Below are 15,606 nucleotides of genomic sequence, written 5' to 3'. Positions count from 1 at the left end.
ATGATGTTGAGATTGACTACGGCCATCGCCGCGAGCGCTGTTGGCCTTACCCAGGCGGCTTACGCCTCCACCGACTACCCGCTTACGCTCACCAACTGCGGCGTAGAGATCAGCGTGGCGTCACCCCCAGAGCGAACGGTGACGGTGGGCCAATCAGCCACGGAGATCCTCTATTCGCTGGGGCTCGCTGACCGAGTGAACGGCACCTCGGTGTGGTTCAACCCGGTTCTACCCCAGTTTGCTGAAGCCAATGAAGCGATCGAGCGGATCGCCGATGACGACCCAAGCTTTGAGGCCGTGGTCAATAAGCGGCCAGATCTGGTAGCGGTTCAGTATGAGTGGCACGTGGGCCCTACCGGTAGCGTCGCTACCCGTGAACAGTTTCATGAATTGGGTATTAACACCTATATCATGCCCGCCGACTGCGACACCAAGGATAACTCTACCGGTGGCGATGGTACCCGCACGGCCGCTTTCTCCACGGATTCAATCTATAAGGGAATCACCGAGCTAGCCGACATTTACGATGTTCAAGACGCAGGCGAGGCCCTTGTAGTCGATCTTATCGACCGCGAAGCGCGCGCTATTGAGCTGGCGAGCAGCCTTGATCTACCGGAAGACCTGTCGGCGGCCTTCTGGTTTTCATCGACAGACCTGGGGGTTAGCCCCTTTGTTGCGGGTCAGTTGGGCGCACCGGGCTATATGATGGACAAACTCGGCATTCGTAATGTGATTGAGTCCGATGAGGAGTGGCCCACGGTGGGCTGGGAGAGCATCGCAAGAGCTGACCCCGATTTACTTGTTATCGCCCACATGGATCGCCGCCGCTTTCCTGCCGACGATATTGAAGCCAAGCGTGAGTTTCTGCGCAGTGACCCGGTCACACGTGAGATGAGCGCGGTTAAAAATAACCGCATCGTGGAGATGGATGCCCATGCCATGAGCGCTACGATGCGCACTATTTACGGCCTGGAATCGCTAGCCGAGGCGCTCTCGACGATGGCATTTGACGAATGAGCATAGCGTTAACGCGGCTATCTACGGCGGGTTTTGGACTACGCTGGCTATGGATAACGCCGCTGGTGCTCGTGGTGGCGCTGATCGCGGGTACCGCCATCGGCGAGACGCCGATTCCGGTTGATACCATTCTCAAAGTGCTCGCCAATCAACTACTGGGTGCGGATTACGCAGTAGACCGGATCGATGCAGGGATTATCTGGAACTACCGGCTTAGTCGTGCCGTTGTGGCCGCCTGCTGTGGCACCAGCCTGGCGCTGGCAGGGGTAGTGCTTCAGGCGCTACTGCGCAACCCTTTGGCCGACCCCTACTTAATGGGCATATCTGCTGGGGCTTCTACCGGCGCGGTCGCCGTAGCAGTGGCCGGATTAGGCGCGGGAGCGCTTTCGCTTTCCCTGGGCGCTTTTGTGGGTGCCCTCCTCGCCTTTGGCATCGTAGTGATGCTCGCCCATGCTGCCAATAGCGGCGTGGGGGGTGGCCGCGGTGTTCAGGCCGCAGGGGCGATTATCCTGGCAGGCATTGCCGGTTCGCAGCTGTTCAATGCGCTGACAGCTTTTATCATCACCAAGTCGGCGAGCGCCGAGCAGGCGCGGGGCATTATGTTTTGGCTGATGGGCAACCTCTCCGGGGTGCGCTGGGCCGATGTGACCTTGGCGGTGCCCGCTGCCCTGTTCGGGCTGCTGGTTTGCCTCTGGCACCGGCGCTCACTGGATGCGTTTACCTTCGGTGCCGACAGTGCCGCCTCCATGGGCATCGCGGTGCGCCCGGTGCGTGGCATGCTGATTATTGCTATGGCACTGGTCACGGCGGTGATGGTCTCTATCGTGGGGGCGATTGGCTTTGTGGGCTTGGTGATTCCCCATGCCATGCGCTTTATCGTAGGCAGCCGCCATACTCGGTTGGTACCGGCGACTGCCTTGGCGGGTGCGGTGTTTTTAATCGGCTCGGATATTCTTTCCCGGGTGCTGGTGCCCGGCCAGGTACTCCCTATTGGGGTGATTACTTCGCTGATCGGCGCGCCTGCTTTTGCGCTGATTCTAGTGCGCGGCAAGAGGTCATAATGCAGTTATCAGCTGAACAACTCGCCTGGGCTGTGCATGGCACGCCTCTGCTTATTGACGTCAACCTCACCGTCGAGCCAGGTCAAACCTATGGCCTGGTGGGGCCGAACGGTTCGGGCAAAACCTCCCTTCTGCGCCTATTGGCAGGCTTGAACAAACCCAAGGCAGGGCGGGTGCTGATTGATGGCCAACCTCTACACACCCTCAAGCAACGGGCGATTGCCCAGTCTATTGCCCTGGTTGAGCAACAGGCAGACACCACCGACCGCATTACCGTCGGCCAGGTGGTGTCACTGGGACGTACGCCCTTCCTTACCGCCTTACGCCCTTGGTCAAGCAATGATGACGCCATTGTCGCTAAAGCGCTATTCGATGTGGATATGGCGCATATGGCCGACCGGCTTTGGCACACACTCTCTGGCGGCGAGCGCCAGAGGGTGCACATTGCCCGCGCGCTGGCCCAGAAGCCTAAAATCCTGCTACTGGATGAACCCACCAACCACTTGGATATTCGTCATCAGCTGTCGATTCTTGAATTGGTCAGGCAGTTGCCGATTACGGTAATTATCTCGCTACACGACCTTAACCAGGCCATGGAGTGTGACCGCATCGGCGTAATGGATCGCGGCCGCCTGATCGACAGCGGCCACCCTCACGACGTACTCACCGCCAACCGCCTCCGGCAGACCTTTGGGGTGCATGCCCACGTGATTGACGACGCTGTCGATGGCAAACAGATCATGCGGTTTCGTAGTGCGATTTAGCCAGCGCCTGCTTCAAGCACGCTAGGAAAACCCTTTAACGGAAAAAATGCCACACCACGCTGTGATCCGTGCCCATGCTCCACAGCAGTACAATCACTACGAGCAGCGCCTCCAGCACCAGAACACCGATACCCAGCGTCGTTGTTGACAGGATAAACCCGCGCTCATGGCTGATGCCTAAAAAGCTGGGGGTTCCCTTATAGAGTAGATAGGCGCTGTAGAGTAGCCCGATCACCATACCCAGCATACAGAACCAAAAAGCCGGATAGAGGGCAAAAACGCCACACAGGAACATCGGTGTCGCAATGTAACCCGCAAAAATAAGGCAATCACGGCGGCTGGGGCGGTTTTCTATACGACGGGCCAACCAATGGATCATACTGCCCACAACCCCCACAGCCATTAGCATCAACGCATAAAAAGCCACGCCTAATGCAATACCGTTGGGAAGTGAGACTTTATAGGTTTCAGAGCCACCATACGTCCAGCCGACCTGGGTAGTCCCTATCAGCGCACAGACGACAGGAATAGCAGCGAGTAACAGGACATGGTGGGCATAGAGATGGCTGATAGATTCATGCTCACCACGGATCAAATGCCACTCTTTTTCAGGATGATGGAGAAGCCCCCAAACATGATGGATCATAACGACCTCCCGATTTTGTAGATGCATTGTTATTAGGGTTAGGCGATTAGGGTCAGGCTGTTAGGGTCAAACGTTGATCGAGCAGATCAACAAAGCGCCGAATCAAGTTTAGTGTAGAACACAAACATTATTTTAGGAGAAGCTTTTATCCACTGTTAATGAGAAATACGCCCAGAGAGTATCCACAGCGACGACAGTTAGCACCGACCAAACCAGTTGTCACCGCAGAAACCTGAAGAGGTGACAGCCCCCTACGGCTTTTTCCAATCAATCGCTAGCTCGCCCCCTTTTGCCCAATTCTCATGGCTGGTTTCAGCAAAGAAAATTTGCACCGCATCAGGTGAAATTTCATAAGCTTGCACAAACGCTTCGGTGATTTTATGGGCCAGTTCACGCTTCATTTCGACTGAACGCGGCGACTGCTGGATAGTCACGATAGGCATATTGATGCCTCCTGGTTAATAGGGCTGATTAATGCTATTTCGAAGAACATAATATGTCGTTTCTTCAACTGCATCATATTGATTTGAGGCTACTTGCCAAGCTCGCTTGGAATTGGCGTTGGCCAACTATCTGGCTGGAACCCATTCTTAGAGCCCGACGGAACCAACCTTTCTTTGCTAAGGTGGAGTGGTTCATTCTATTAATTGATGGGATATCCCTATGCGACTTTTATTCACCGGCGGCAGTGGCAAGGCTGGTCGTCATGCGACGGCGTATCTTCGCGACCAAGGCCACCGAGTCACCAACCTGGATTGGGTGACGTCCGATGTGCCCGGCATTACCACCCTGAAGACCGACCTGACCGATGCAGGTCAAGTATTCAATGCTTGCCAGGCTTACGCCGGGTTCGACGAACTGGAGCCAGGCACTGGCGTGCCGCGTTACGACGCCATTGTCCACTTCGCAGCGATTCCAGCCATCCTGCACCGGCCAGACAACGAGACCTACCGTATCAATACGTTGAGCACTTATAACGTGCTGGATGCCGCCACCAAACTGGGCATTCCCAAGGTCATCTTCGCCTCCAGCGAGACCACCTACGGCGTTTGCTTCGCCGATGGCGAAAAGAAGCCTGACTACCTCCCCATCGATGAAGAGCACCCCACCGTGCCTCAAGACAGCTACGCCATGAGCAAGGTGGTCAACGAGGTAACGGCACGCTCTTTCCAGGCACGCTCGGGCATCGACATCTATGGCCTACGTATTAACAACGTCATCGAACCCCATGAATACCGTCAGAACTTTCCAGCCTACATGGACAACCCGGCCCTGCGTCGGCGCAATATCTTCGCTTACATCGACGCCCGCGACCTGGGCCAGATGGTCGATTGCTGCCTGAAGACAGACGGCCTGGGCTACCAGGTGTTCAACGTCGCCAATGACGACCTTTCGGTGGGACTGACCAACCCCGAAGTCATCGAACGCTTCTACGCCGGGGTGCCGATCAAGCGCGAAATGGGCGAGTTCGAGACCTTCTATAGTATTGAAAAAGCCCGGCGTTTGGTCGGCTTCGCACCGCGCCACTCCTGGCGGGATGAGCTGGAGCAGTAGGTTTCATTCTTTTATCGGCACAAACACCGGAGCGCCATCCACTTCTACCACCGCTAGTCGCTGGCGGTAGAGGCTTTCCAACGCGCTGGGCACCAGCATGTTGTCTCTTAACCCCCAGCACGCCTCGCCATTGGGATAGAGCAGCAAAATATGGTCGCACCAGCGGGCCGCCAGATTTAAGTCGTGTAGACACATCACCACGGCTTGTCCCTTGGCAGCCTGCTCCGCCATCAGCGCCATCACGGCGCTCTGGTGGTGAAGATCCAGATGGTTGGTGGGCTCGTCGGCCAGCCATAGGTTGGGCGCCTGGGTCAGTACAGTGGCAATTGCCACCCGCTGGCGTTCGCCCCCGGAAAGCGTGCTGACCAAGCGATCGCGTAGGTGCGCCACATCCAGGCGCTCGAGAGCAACTTCGGCGCGGGCGTAGTCATCGGCGCCCTCCATCTGCCATGGGGATAGGTAGGGATGGCGACCAATCAGTGCCGTTTCCAACACAGTCGCCGGGAATCCATCCTGGCGATCTTGAAATACCACGCCTAAACGCTGGGCGATGTGGCGGCGGCGCAGCTGACCAAGCGCTGCGTCGTTGAGTTGAACGCTGCCTGAACGTGGGGCATGCAGCCCTGCCAAGGTATGCAGCAGTGTGGTTTTACCCGCCCCGTTAGGGCCTAACACTCCCCACACCTGGCCTGGTTCAACGGTTAAATTAAGCGGCGTGCCCCCTTCACGGCCCGGCACGTCGATGATGAGGTCTCGGGTAGCCAGTACGCTCATCAGCGGCTCCGGTAGAGCAGGAACAGGAAGGTGGGCACGCCCAGTAGCGCGGTAATGACCCCAACGGGGAGTTGCTCTGGTGCAATCATGGTGCGGGCTAGCGTATCGGCCAGCACTAACAGCGTGCCGCCCGCCAGCGCGCAGGCGGGCAGTATTAGCCGCTGGTCGTTGCCTAACAGCAGGCGCAGCATATGCGGTACGACCAAGCCGACAAAACCAATGCTGCCTGCGGTGGTCACAGCCGCGGCGGTGAGCAGGCTGGCGACAACGTAAATACACCACTCCAGCGGCCTGACCGCAACGCCCAGCGCAGCGGCTTGCTGTGGGCCACGAGCCAGCACATTTAGGCTGCGCCCCAGCGGAATCAGCACCACGCAGGTAGCCAATAAAAGCAGTAACGGCGGCCAAGGAGTGCGCGAATAAGAGAGATCGCCCATCAGCCAGTAGAGCATGCCCGGCAAGCGTTCGGCGGGGCTCAACGCCAGCATTAGCGTAATCACAGCGCCCCACCCCGCCGCGACCACTACGCCGGTAAGCAGTAATCGCGAAGGCGTCCAACTACCGCTGCCATGGGCCAAACCGAAGACTAAAAACGTCGATAGCAAGGCGCCGCCAAATGCCGAGCTGGAAATCGCCAATCCGCCAAGCCCTCCCAGCATGGCCGCCAGCGCACCAATCGAGGCACCGCCGGAAAGCCCCAGCACATAAGGGTCAGCGAGAGGATTGCGCAGTAACACTTGCATCAGGGCGCCCGCGACCGCCAACAAACCGCCGACGGCAAACGCCGAGAGCGCCCTGGGTAGGCGCAGCTCCATCACCATGGTGCGCGCCAGGGCGTCACCTCCACCCTGCCCTATATGACTAAGCGCCACGTCCCAAATTTGCGCCGGAGAAATCTGTGCGCTGCCGACGCCAAGGGCAATAAGTAGCGAAGCCAGCGCGGCTAGCAACAACAAGCCAAGCGGAAACCCTAGCCGCGCTAGCATTAACGCCGCTCGCGTTTTTGGCGGGCGATATCAAGTTTCTCACAGAGTATCTGCGTGCCCTCCATCAGGCGCGGTGTGGGCCGTTGAATCAGCGAAGGAGACACAAAAAAAAGGTTCTCTTTCTCAACCGCCATCAAGTTAGGGTACTGCTTCCAGTGGGTCAGCCAGTGGCGGTTCTCTTCGCCCATGCCCCCGGCAACAATCGCTTCAGGATTCGCGGCTAACACGGCCTCATCATCGATACGCGGCACCCGCCGAGACAGCTCGCCAAACACATTCTCACCGCCACACATTTCGACCACCTGGCCGATAAGGTGTTGGTCGTTAACGCTCATTAGCGGCTCATCCCAAACCTGATAAAACGTGGTTACCGGGGCGCGATCTTGGTAGCGCGACGCAAGCGCGGCCATGGTGTCGCGGAAATCATCAGCCACCGCTTGCCCGGCCGCCTCTGTGCCTGCCAGTCGCGCCAAACGCTCAATGGCACTGGCCACGCCCGCTACATCGCGGGGCTCGATATAGAACACGGGCATGCCAAGGGCTTCAAGGGTTTCGAGCTGTTCGGCGGGGTTGCCGGTCACCCAACCAACGACTAGATCAGGTGCCAAACCCACCAGCGTTTCTAGATCAATTCGGGTATGGCTGCCCACCGAGACCACTTGTTGGGCTTCCGGCGGGTAATCGCTAAAAGAGACGACGGCGACCACTTGATCCCCTGCGCCCGCCGCATAGGTCAGTTCAGTGGCACCGGGCGAGAGCGTGGCGATGCGCTGGGCAGCGTTATGAAGACACACTTCACGGTCACGATCATCCACTACGCAGCGCGAGTGATCATGGCCCAACGACGCTGCCGACAATAGCAGCAGCGCGAGGCCCAAGGCCCCACGCGCAACACTCCTTGCTCTATTGACCAAAGTGAACACTCAAGAATCCTGCTCGACCAGCGTTAATATAGTCACGTGACGTCGAATACTCTTTATCAAAGGCATTTTCTAGCGTAACACGAGCGCTCCAGAGTGGCGCAAACCGCCATCCCGCGCGCAGGTTAACCAGTCCATAGCCCCCTAAACGCTGGGTATTGGCGACGTTATCGTAGCGGTAACTCTGCGCGACTAACGAGCCTCCCAACGACCAATCGCCAAGCTCGCGGTCTGCATCCAGGCGCACACTTTGACTGGCCCGGCGAGCTAAGCGATTACCGGTATCTCGATCTTCCGGATCCAGATAGGTAAAGGCAGCCTGGAGTGTCCAATCGTTGACCTCGACCCCGCTGGCTAGCTCGGCACCACGTATACGCGCACGGTTAACGTTTTGCGGTGCCCATAAACCGCTCGATGTTGGTGCCCAGGCAATCAGATCATCGTAGTCGTTTTGAAAGGCAGCCAAATCCCAGAACCACTGGCTATATTGGCCGCGAACACCCACTTCAACAGTTTCAGAGGTTTCCGGATTGAGATCGGGGTTACCCGAATCCGGCCAATAGAGGTCATTGAAGCTCGGCGCTTTAAATGCAGTGCCTACACTGGCACGCAGTGTGTGATCGTTATCCAGATCGTAGCCTAGCGCCAAGCTGCCGGTGACTTCATCGCCATAGGCTTCGTTGTCGTCGTAACGCAGGCTGGCTTGAATGGCAAACGGCGAGAAGTCGAGCAGCCCTTGGGTAAACACAGCGGTGTTATCGCGGCTGGTGACGTCAAAATCGTTGGTGCTTGAAACGCGGTCTTCGCTGATTTCAGCACCAGCGATCAACTCATGGGCGCCAAACTGAAAGTTGTTCTGCCAGCGGGCAGTTTGGGTGCGGGTATCAATGATCGAGTCGCCAAAATTATCAATCGTATCCAGCTCATCGCGGGCTTCGCTAAGGGTCAGGCGGCTCTGCCAGGTATCGGTGACCGGCACCTCGCCGTAAATGCCTGCCACCTGCTGGACAAAATCATTCTCTCCACCGTCATATTCGTTGTTACCGCGAGCGCGCAGCGCCAGCATGCCGACTTCAGCGCCACTCTCAAAGGTATGCGCGACGCGGGCCAGCGCCGACGTATTGTCGTAGCCTTTGTCGTCACCACCGCGACGAACAGGCTGGCCATCGGTATCGAAATGGCTAGCGGCAAAGCTGTAGCGCGTGCCCCCCTCGCGACCAGAAACGCCTGCACTTAACCGCTGGGTATTAAAGGAACCACCGCCAACTGAGATTCTGGGGTGCGGGCCCTCTTCGTCGCCATCAGGGGTAAACAGCTGAATGACACCACCGACCGCATCCGCACCGTAAAGGCTCCCGCGTGGGCCGCGCACGATTTCCGCGCGATCAAACATGCGTGGGTCTAGATACTGAAATGCGGCGCCGCCCGCCGTGGCAGATCGCAGCCGAATACCGTCGATCATCAGCACGGAGGCATCGCTAGGCGTACCGCGCAGGTAAACGCTGCTGTTTTTACCAAAGCTGCCGTTGCTGGTGATATCAACGCCCGGCTGGCCGCGCAGAAGATCAATCAAGCTGGTGGGGTCTTGGCGGCGAAAAGTGGCTTCGTCCAGCACGCTAACCGATGAAAGGCTCTCGTTGGCAGTGCGCGGCGCTAACGCAGCGGTCACCACGACAGGATCAAGCGTGGCCAATTCGGTCGTCGCTTCAGCGTATTGGGCCTGGGCTGAAAAGGAAACGGCTAGCGGTAAGGCAGCCATGCTAAACGCCGCCCGTTTGGTGGTGGTGTGGAAACGGTGGTTCATGATGGGATCCCTTGCTCGTCGTGCTCACCCGCACAACGTCGTTTTATTGACCGAGCGCAGGACAAGACAAGGAAATCACGGTCGCACTGCATAATTGCGTCGTGCCACCGTTAATCGCCCTGAGAGCACCCACCGCGTCTCGGCATGTATCGGTTCAGGCGAGAACCGTTACTCTCGGGCCGGTCTCCGGGCTGACGAGCGAAAGGCAGCATCTAACAATGCGCATTTCCGAACGACCACCTTCCCGTGCATAAGCACAGTGGCGTCATAGCCGTTGTTATCTCGATCACCGTTGCGGGGGCAGCGTTGGAATTACGTAAATCACCAACTTCCCGTTTCACTAGCGGCTTTTTACACCGCCAGCACCTGAGAGTGGGCGTAAGCTAGCAACTTGTTGGGGGGCGGTCAATTGAAGGTGGCATGGCACTGTTAAGCAAAAGTTTCAGTGGCTACTTAACCGCCATCAGCAGCCCATGCCGCACATACCACACCTGCTTGGCCTGAACAGAGGCGTCTTGGTTAAACCAGCCGTTTAGATCACGCAGGCGGCGCTGTCCGGACTGCATGGGCACAATCCCACGACCGACTTCGGTGGCGATAACAATTAACGCCGCATTTAACTGCTCGGCGTGCTGGCACAGCTTTACCAAATCGCCCTGCCACTGCTGGCGAGGTGAGCCGTTTTCCGCGTTTGCTAACGCGGCTTCTAACCATGCGAGCACGCCGGTTATCACCAGCGGCGTGTCGGCAATCAGCGTTTGCTGGCACTCCGCCAGTCGCTGACCCGGCGCTAGCCGATGCCATAAAGCGTCGGGAAAGCGAGCCGCTACGGCCTCGCGTTTGCCAGCGCAGGCACCGCCGATGAAGAGCTGCATTGCCATTCCCCTTTGCCTTGTTCATTTTGCTTATAAATCAGTTGCCAGCGCCTGCCTTGGGCCTGAGCCACCGTGCCATCCCAGAAATGAATGGTTTCAAAGCGGCGGCGCAGCTCACGAATCACGCCGCCATGAGTGACGGCTAGAATCTTACCGTGGTCGCCCTGCTGAGCATTGACTGCTACATCGTGCAGCCAGGCTTCCAGGCGCGCACGCAGCTGGGCCGCCGATTCGCCGCCGGGGATTTGTAGCTCGCCGACGCTATCAATCCAGGCGCGGTAATGGGGTAAATCCTTTAACTCGTCGTAAACCTTGCCTTCGTACTCGCCAAAATCGAGCTCGCGCAGGCGTGGCTCAAGCGTCAGCGGCACGCCTAGCTTGGCGACTAGTGACCACTCCAGGGTTTGCTGGCAGCGGTTAAGATCGCTTGAGTAAATGGCATCAAAACGCTCATCCGCCAGCGCATCACGCAGTGCGAACAGCCCCTCTTCAGCTTCAGGAAGCAGCAGCGGAATATCTTGCTGGCCCTGATAACGGCGTTCTAAATTCCAAGCGGTGATACCGTGACGGACTGCCACCAGCTCCACACTAAGATCAGTAGCCAAAGCTCTCCTCCTTCGATGGTGGCGCCTACCATATCGCCGTTAATACCGTTAAACAGTCGCAGCATAAACCCGCGTGAAAGTGCTACAAAGACAGCCGCCAAGAGCCCCATCAACACCAGTGCGGGGGTTAACAGCGCGATAACTGCCAGCGGTACCAGCCCCAGTGCCACATCCTGGCCGCTAAGCGACTGCTGCCAGCTCCACGCCAGGCCTTTCGGCTGGGCGCAGGGCGTCAGAACCAGCAAGGCAGCGCCTGCCCAACGCCCAAGCGCGGGCACCACCAGCAGCCACCAGAGCGGCGCTTGATAGGTGAGCAATGCCCATAGCAGAACACCCTTCCAGGCGAGTAGAAACACCAGCGCCAGTATGCCAAAACTGCCGACTTGCGGGTCTTTCATGATCTCCCAGCGGCGCGCCAGGGGCTGATTGCTGCCCAGCGCATCGGCGATATCCATAACGCCATCCAAATGCAGCCCACCCGAGAGCGCCACCCAGACGCTTAATATCGCCAGCGCGGTGATCGGCGTGGGGGCGTCGTGCATCGCAAACGCTAGAAGCACCAGCACGCTGCCGATCAACAGGCCAACCAAGGGATAGGCGCGTACCGCCCAGCGACGAGTGTCGGGTGTCCAGGGGGCGGCAATGGGAATCGGGATGCGCGTCAAAAACTGAAGCGCCAGCACAAAACCGAATAGAACGTTTTTCACAGTGCTCTCTTTCAAAGAAGCTTTCCGTCATTTTTCCATTCAATGGCACAGCCCGCGACCACTTCTAGCACCGAGTCCGCCTCTGCCGCTAACCAGCGGTGGGCGCGCTGTAGAAAGGTAAGATATCGCCAGGTTTCAGTATCAGTGGGCGGCAACGCTTCGTTAATATCGTTAGAGACAATCACTAGATAAATGCTGCGCGCGCGCGCGTCCGATAACGTATTGGCCAGCAGCGCCATGCCCTCTTCTTCGTTCAGCTCACTGGTATACAGCACTTGGCTAGACCATAGCGTTAAGCAGTCCAGCAGCACCGCGCTGCCATCCGGCACCTCGGCCAGCGCTTGATCTATATCCACAGGCGCCTCTAGCGTAACCCATCGAACAGCTTGCCCGTGACCGCTTCTAGCTTGCTGGTGTCGTAGCACTCGCTCAGCCATCTCTGAGTCGTACACTGCTGCGGTCGCTAAGTAGTAACAGGGTGAGCTACCCGCTGTGTCCACTACCCGCTGCTCGGCAATATCACTTTTGCCGGAGCGTGCGCCGCCGCTAACGAAGACAATCATGCAGTACCTTTTTCAGCACATTAACTAGCCGCCGGTTGGCAGGTTCGTCGCGCAGCGCCACTCTCAGCCATTCGCCATTTAGCCCGGCAAAATTGTGGCTATGGCGCACTAAAATGCCCCGGCGCAGTAGCTGCTCAAAAAGCGCATCAGTAGTTATTTCGTGTTCAGTACCGGGGCGAATAAGAAAAAAACATGCCTGACTGGGCACAACGTCCAAACCCAATTCGGTAAGCGCTTGGGCCATACGCGGCCGCTCGCAGGCCAACCACGCTTGGGTACGCCGGGCAAAGGCACCATCTTTCAGCAGCGGCGCCACCAGTTCAGCCGCCACATGGTTAACACTCCACGCTGGCTGGTGGCTCCCTGCTGCCTTAATCGTTGCTGTATCCGCAAGCATATAGCCCAATCTCAGCCCCGGCAGAGTGTAAAACTTGGTCATTGAGTGCAGCAGAATCAAATGCGGATAGCGCACCAACAGTGGTGCCAGCGAGGCTTTTTGTGGCAGTTCCCCAACCATATCAATAAAAGCTTCGTCGACTACCACTCGGCAGCCCAAGGCGGCGGTGTGATCCAGCAAGGCTTCCATGGTCGGCAAGTCAATAAGCGTAGCGGTAGGATTATTGGGGCGGCATAAAAACAGCATCTCAATGCCGTTAAGCCCGGCCAATAGCGAATCAACATCCAGCGTAAAGTGCGGCGCGGGCAGCGCGATCTCAGTGACTGAGAGCCGATGGGCACAACAGGCGCGGGCATACTCGCCAAAGCTTGGAGTAATAATGGCTGCTCGCTTCCGCGCATGCAGCGCGGCAGCCAGGAAAATCGCCTCGGCGCCGCCGTTGGTTAGCAACACCTGTTCGGGCTGGAGTTGGTGGTGGGCAGCAATAGCTTGGCGAGCAGCGGAATAATCGGGCGCCGGGTAGCGCTCAAGGCCAGCCAACTGCTTCGTTAGCCAATCGCTCACCCAGGCCGGAGGCCCCAATGGGTTGAGGTTGGCGCTAAAATCTTCCAAGCGGTGATCGACGGGCAAACCGAAGTGCGCTAATAGCGCCTCCGCTTGGCCGCCATGCCTGGGCCATGGAGAGCTCGGCCATGGAGAGCTGGGCCACATACATTGACTCATAGTAGCCCCTTAAAAATGAATAATATGCCCGTTATTACCACCACTGACAGCACCATAAACAGCAACCATGCACCGTGCATTAAACGCACCGCGGCAGTGATATGCGTGACCTGCAGCACTTCAAGCGGCTCACCTAGGGTCGCGCGCCGAGACACCACGCCTTGATAGTGATTAGTGCCACCCAACTGAACGCCGAGTAGCCTTGCCACCATGGCCTCCGGCCAGCCCGCATTGGGACTTGGATGACGCGGCGCATCACGGCAGGTGCCGTTCAGTGCGCCTTTCCAGCGCAGATTCAAAATACTTGTAACGTCCAGTAGCAGGCCAGCGAGCCACAAACACAGTGCGGTTAAGCGTGCGGGAATCCAATTGGCTAGGTCGTCCAGCTTCGCGGAGGCAAAACCAAAATCGGCATAGCGCTGGTTTTTATAACCTACCATCGAATCCAGGGTATTCACCGCCTTATACGCCAGCGCTAGGGGCGCCCCGCCGATGAGGGCGAAAAATAACGGCGCGGTAATACCATCCACCGTGTTTTCCGCCACGGTTTCCACCGTGCCTCGGGTGACTTCTGCTTCATCCAAGCGTTGCGTATCGCGCCCTACTATCATTCCCAGCGCCTTACGTGCGGAGGGCAAATCGCCTTTTGTCAGCGGTTCAACCACGGCGTGGGCCGCATCGCCCAAGCCTTTAATCGCAAGCGTAGTAGATAGCAGCCAAAGCTCGGCAATCAGCGCCAGTCCGGGGTGCAATCGTGCTAGCAGCCCCAGCGCTAGCCAGCTAATCCCCCATACGCCACCGACGACAATAATGGTTAGCAGGAAGCCACTGACTCTGCGCTGCTGCACCGTGCCACGGTTCCACAGTCGCTCAAAAGCGCTAATAAAGCGCCCTATCAGAACCACCGGATGCGGTATTGAGCGTGGGTCACCCACGATTAAATCAATCATGATCGCTAAAGCGATCAGCGCTACGCCGGTAAATGTAGCGCTTGCGCTCATAGCCTCGCCTTATCGCTAACACCGGCATCGTTAAAGGTCGCCATCTCCGCCACCATCGCTGTTGCCGCCTGCAGCAACGGATACGCCAGCGCGGCACCACTGCCCTCCCCTAGCCGCATGCCCATATCGAGAAGCGGCCTAGCCTCTAGAGCCGTTAGCGCTACGTCATGCCCTGGCTCCTGGGAGCGGTGGCCAAAAATCAGATAGCCGCGTACAGCGGGGCATATTCGACAGGCGGTGAGCGCGGCCACGGTGGCAATAAAGCCATCCACCACAGTGGGTAAACGCTGGGCCGCAGCTGCTAAATAAGCGCCGGTCATCGCAGCAATTTCCAGGCCACCCAACTTGGCAAGCACCGCCAGAGGAGCCTGGGGGTCAGCGTTACGCGCCGCGATAGCGCGCTCAATCACCGCCACTTTGTGAGCCTGCTGCTGTGGGTTAATCCCGGTTCCAGCACCGACCACACGAGCCACCGACTCACCCGTCAGTACTGCTAACATCGCACTACTGGCGGTGGTATTGGCAATACCCATTTCACCGACAATGAGGCATTTTGCGCCTGCCTTTTTTGCCCTTTCAACGGCAGCCACGCTCGCATCCATAGCCTTAATGACTTCGGCCGATTGCATGGCGTCTTCTTCCACCATATTGGCAGTGCCATGGCGCACTTTGGCAGAGGTTACCCCCGTCATTGTCAACGTCGCGGCCACGCCGACATCGACTATTTCAACAAGCGCATCTATTTGCCGGGCAAACACGTTAATCGCCGCCCCACCGTTGGCGAAGTTGGCCACCATCTGGGCAGTCACTTCCTGGGGGAAGGCGGATACTCCCTCGATAGCAACGCCATGATCCGCAGCAAACACGATCACCGCAGGCGGCATCACCTTGGGCTTAAGCTCACCAGTGATGGTGCTCAGCTGAATAGCCAATTCTTCCAGGGCCCCCAAACTACCTGGCGGTTTGGTCAACGTATCCAAGTAGCGTCGCGTCGCTTCTCCAGCCTTGAGATCAACTGACTGAATCTGGTCAACAATGGCGTGCATGCAGGCTCCGGCTCACTAGAAGTCATCAAACATTTAAAGGCAAGGCGCAAAATGGTAGCAAAAGCCTGGGTGCTATACTTGCTATTTCCTCAACAGGTCTTCCACCCTGTTAGGAGTTCATGACTTCTTGAGAATGTGAGCGTGGCGCCATCGCCACCCTACA

17 protein-coding genes and 1 riboswitch are annotated in these 15,606 nt (G+C 57.7%); of the genes, 4 read left to right on the top strand and 13 right to left on the bottom strand.

All coding sequences use genetic code 11. From position 1 onward, the window contains the following. Genes QT231_RS10310 through QT231_RS10300 form a run of 3 tightly spaced genes read left to right on the top strand, consistent with a single transcriptional unit; the run spans position 1 to position 2,842 of the window. Complete coding sequence (locus QT231_RS10310; protein ID WP_308336809.1) at positions 1 to 1,017, top strand: ABC transporter substrate-binding protein; 1,017 nt, start codon at positions 1 to 3, stop codon at positions 1,015 to 1,017. Continuing rightward, entirely contained in the window at positions 1,014 to 2,078 is a 1,065-nt protein-coding gene (locus tag QT231_RS10305; RefSeq protein ID WP_308336808.1) for an iron ABC transporter permease, read from the top strand. The genes QT231_RS10310 and QT231_RS10305 overlap by 4 nt, the downstream gene beginning before the upstream one ends. Further along, a complete protein-coding gene (locus QT231_RS10300) occupies positions 2,078 to 2,842 on the top strand; it encodes an ABC transporter ATP-binding protein (protein ID WP_308336807.1) in 765 nt (254 codons plus the stop codon). Before QT231_RS10305 ends, QT231_RS10300 begins: the two co-directional genes overlap by 1 nt. Positions 2,843 to 2,876: 34 nt before the next feature. On the opposite strand, the gene QT231_RS10295 is transcribed toward QT231_RS10300, so the two are convergent. Together QT231_RS10295 and QT231_RS10290 are read right to left on the bottom strand one after the other, a co-directional pair. Continuing rightward, on the bottom strand, positions 2,877 to 3,488 hold the full coding sequence (locus tag QT231_RS10295; protein ID WP_308336806.1) for a Yip1 family protein: 612 nt from the start codon (positions 3,486 to 3,488) through the stop codon (positions 2,877 to 2,879). A 251-nt stretch (positions 3,489 to 3,739) separates the two neighbouring features. Continuing rightward, positions 3,740 to 3,931, bottom strand: a complete 192-nt coding sequence (locus QT231_RS10290; RefSeq protein ID WP_308336805.1) for a tautomerase family protein — start codon at positions 3,929 to 3,931, stop codon at positions 3,740 to 3,742. Between the two features lie 220 nt (positions 3,932 to 4,151). On the opposite strand from QT231_RS10290, the gene QT231_RS10285 reads away from it, so the two are divergent. Beyond that, entirely contained in the window at positions 4,152 to 5,042 is an 891-nt protein-coding gene (locus QT231_RS10285) for an NAD(P)-dependent oxidoreductase (protein WP_308336804.1), read from the top strand. A gap of 3 nt (positions 5,043 to 5,045) precedes the next feature. On the opposite strand, the gene QT231_RS10280 is transcribed toward QT231_RS10285, so the two are convergent. The 11 genes from QT231_RS10280 to cobT all read right to left on the bottom strand — a co-directional run bounded on the left by QT231_RS10280 (position 5,046) and on the right by cobT (position 15,443). Next, positions 5,046 to 5,816 carry an ABC transporter ATP-binding protein gene (locus QT231_RS10280; protein WP_308336803.1) on the bottom strand — a complete coding sequence of 257 codons (771 nt, stop codon included), beginning with the start codon at positions 5,814 to 5,816 and terminating at the stop codon, positions 5,046 to 5,048. Next, positions 5,816 to 6,802, bottom strand: a complete 987-nt coding sequence (locus QT231_RS10275; RefSeq protein ID WP_308336802.1) for an iron ABC transporter permease — start codon at positions 6,800 to 6,802, stop codon at positions 5,816 to 5,818. The genes QT231_RS10280 and QT231_RS10275 overlap by 1 nt, the downstream gene beginning before the upstream one ends. Then, positions 6,802 to 7,725, bottom strand: coding sequence for a cobalamin-binding protein (locus tag QT231_RS10270; protein ID WP_308336801.1), 924 nt, complete (start codon positions 7,723 to 7,725; stop codon positions 6,802 to 6,804). Before QT231_RS10270 ends, QT231_RS10275 begins: the two co-directional genes overlap by 1 nt. Beyond that, on the bottom strand, positions 7,706 to 9,526 hold the full coding sequence (locus QT231_RS10265; protein ID WP_308336800.1) for a TonB-dependent receptor domain-containing protein: 1,821 nt from the start codon (positions 9,524 to 9,526) through the stop codon (positions 7,706 to 7,708). The genes QT231_RS10270 and QT231_RS10265 overlap by 20 nt, the downstream gene beginning before the upstream one ends. Before the next feature lie 159 nt (positions 9,527 to 9,685). Beyond that, positions 9,686 to 9,911, bottom strand: a riboswitch (cobalamin riboswitch). Positions 9,912 to 9,975: 64 nt separating this feature from the next. Then, on the bottom strand, positions 9,976 to 10,401 hold the full coding sequence (locus QT231_RS10260; protein ID WP_308336799.1) for a bifunctional adenosylcobinamide kinase/adenosylcobinamide-phosphate guanylyltransferase: 426 nt from the start codon (positions 10,399 to 10,401) through the stop codon (positions 9,976 to 9,978). Next, complete coding sequence (locus QT231_RS10255) at positions 10,353 to 11,006, bottom strand: histidine phosphatase family protein (RefSeq protein ID WP_308336798.1); 654 nt, start codon at positions 11,004 to 11,006, stop codon at positions 10,353 to 10,355. Before QT231_RS10255 ends, QT231_RS10260 begins: the two co-directional genes overlap by 49 nt. Beyond that, on the bottom strand, positions 10,943 to 11,713 hold the full coding sequence (gene cobS, locus QT231_RS10250; RefSeq protein WP_308336797.1) for an adenosylcobinamide-GDP ribazoletransferase: 771 nt from the start codon (positions 11,711 to 11,713) through the stop codon (positions 10,943 to 10,945). The genes QT231_RS10255 and cobS overlap by 64 nt, the downstream gene beginning before the upstream one ends. Before the next feature lie 11 nt (positions 11,714 to 11,724). Beyond that, positions 11,725 to 12,276: a bifunctional adenosylcobinamide kinase/adenosylcobinamide-phosphate guanylyltransferase gene (locus QT231_RS10245; RefSeq protein ID WP_308336796.1), complete on the bottom strand. Its 552-nt coding sequence runs from the start codon at positions 12,274 to 12,276 to the stop codon at positions 11,725 to 11,727. After that, a complete protein-coding gene (gene cobD / locus QT231_RS10240) occupies positions 12,260 to 13,396 on the bottom strand; it encodes a threonine-phosphate decarboxylase CobD (protein ID WP_308336795.1) in 1,137 nt (378 codons plus the stop codon). The genes QT231_RS10245 and cobD overlap by 17 nt, the downstream gene beginning before the upstream one ends. After that, positions 13,393 to 14,397, bottom strand: coding sequence for an adenosylcobinamide-phosphate synthase CbiB (cbiB, locus tag QT231_RS10235; protein ID WP_308336794.1), 1,005 nt, complete (start codon positions 14,395 to 14,397; stop codon positions 13,393 to 13,395). The genes cobD and cbiB overlap by 4 nt, the downstream gene beginning before the upstream one ends. Beyond that, positions 14,394 to 15,443: a nicotinate-nucleotide--dimethylbenzimidazole phosphoribosyltransferase gene (cobT, locus tag QT231_RS10230; protein ID WP_308336793.1), complete on the bottom strand. Its 1,050-nt coding sequence runs from the start codon at positions 15,441 to 15,443 to the stop codon at positions 14,394 to 14,396. Before cobT ends, cbiB begins: the two co-directional genes overlap by 4 nt. Positions 15,444 to 15,606: the final 163 nt, after the last annotated feature.

Source organism: Halomonas sp. SpR1, assembly GCF_031010175.1.
Classification (GTDB): domain Bacteria; phylum Pseudomonadota; class Gammaproteobacteria; order Pseudomonadales; family Halomonadaceae; genus Vreelandella.
This window is presented reverse-complemented; position numbering and strand designations above follow the sequence as displayed.

Excerpts from the sequence above, each read along its gene's own strand:
- QT231_RS10295 (WP_308336806.1), bottom strand. The coding sequence starts at position 3,488 with ATGATCCATCATGTTTGGGGGCTTCTCCATCATCCTGAAAAAGAGTGG.
- QT231_RS10285 (WP_308336804.1), top strand. The coding sequence starts at position 4,152 with ATGCGACTTTTATTCACCGGCGGCAGTGGCAAGGCTGGTCGTCATGCG.
- QT231_RS10265 (WP_308336800.1), bottom strand. The coding sequence starts at position 9,526 with ATGAACCACCGTTTCCACACCACCACCAAACGGGCGGCGTTTAGCATG.
- QT231_RS10245 (WP_308336796.1), bottom strand. The coding sequence starts at position 12,276 with ATGATTGTCTTCGTTAGCGGCGGCGCACGCTCCGGCAAAAGTGATATT.
- QT231_RS10275 (WP_308336802.1), bottom strand. The coding sequence starts at position 6,802 with ATGCTAGCGCGGCTAGGGTTTCCGCTTGGCTTGTTGTTGCTAGCCGCG.
- QT231_RS10310 (WP_308336809.1), top strand. The coding sequence starts at position 1 with ATGATGTTGAGATTGACTACGGCCATCGCCGCGAGCGCTGTTGGCCTT.
- cbiB (WP_308336794.1), bottom strand. The coding sequence starts at position 14,397 with ATGAGCGCAAGCGCTACATTTACCGGCGTAGCGCTGATCGCTTTAGCG.
- QT231_RS10305 (WP_308336808.1), top strand. The coding sequence starts at position 1,014 with ATGAGCATAGCGTTAACGCGGCTATCTACGGCGGGTTTTGGACTACGC.
- QT231_RS10280 (WP_308336803.1), bottom strand. The coding sequence starts at position 5,816 with ATGAGCGTACTGGCTACCCGAGACCTCATCATCGACGTGCCGGGCCGT.
- QT231_RS10290 (WP_308336805.1), bottom strand. The coding sequence starts at position 3,931 with ATGCCTATCGTGACTATCCAGCAGTCGCCGCGTTCAGTCGAAATGAAG.
- cobD (WP_308336795.1), bottom strand. The coding sequence starts at position 13,396 with ATGAGTCAATGTATGTGGCCCAGCTCTCCATGGCCGAGCTCTCCATGG.
- cobT (WP_308336793.1), bottom strand. The coding sequence starts at position 15,443 with ATGCACGCCATTGTTGACCAGATTCAGTCAGTTGATCTCAAGGCTGGA.
- QT231_RS10300 (WP_308336807.1), top strand. The coding sequence starts at position 2,078 with ATGCAGTTATCAGCTGAACAACTCGCCTGGGCTGTGCATGGCACGCCT.
- QT231_RS10260 (WP_308336799.1), bottom strand. The coding sequence starts at position 10,401 with ATGCAGCTCTTCATCGGCGGTGCCTGCGCTGGCAAACGCGAGGCCGTA.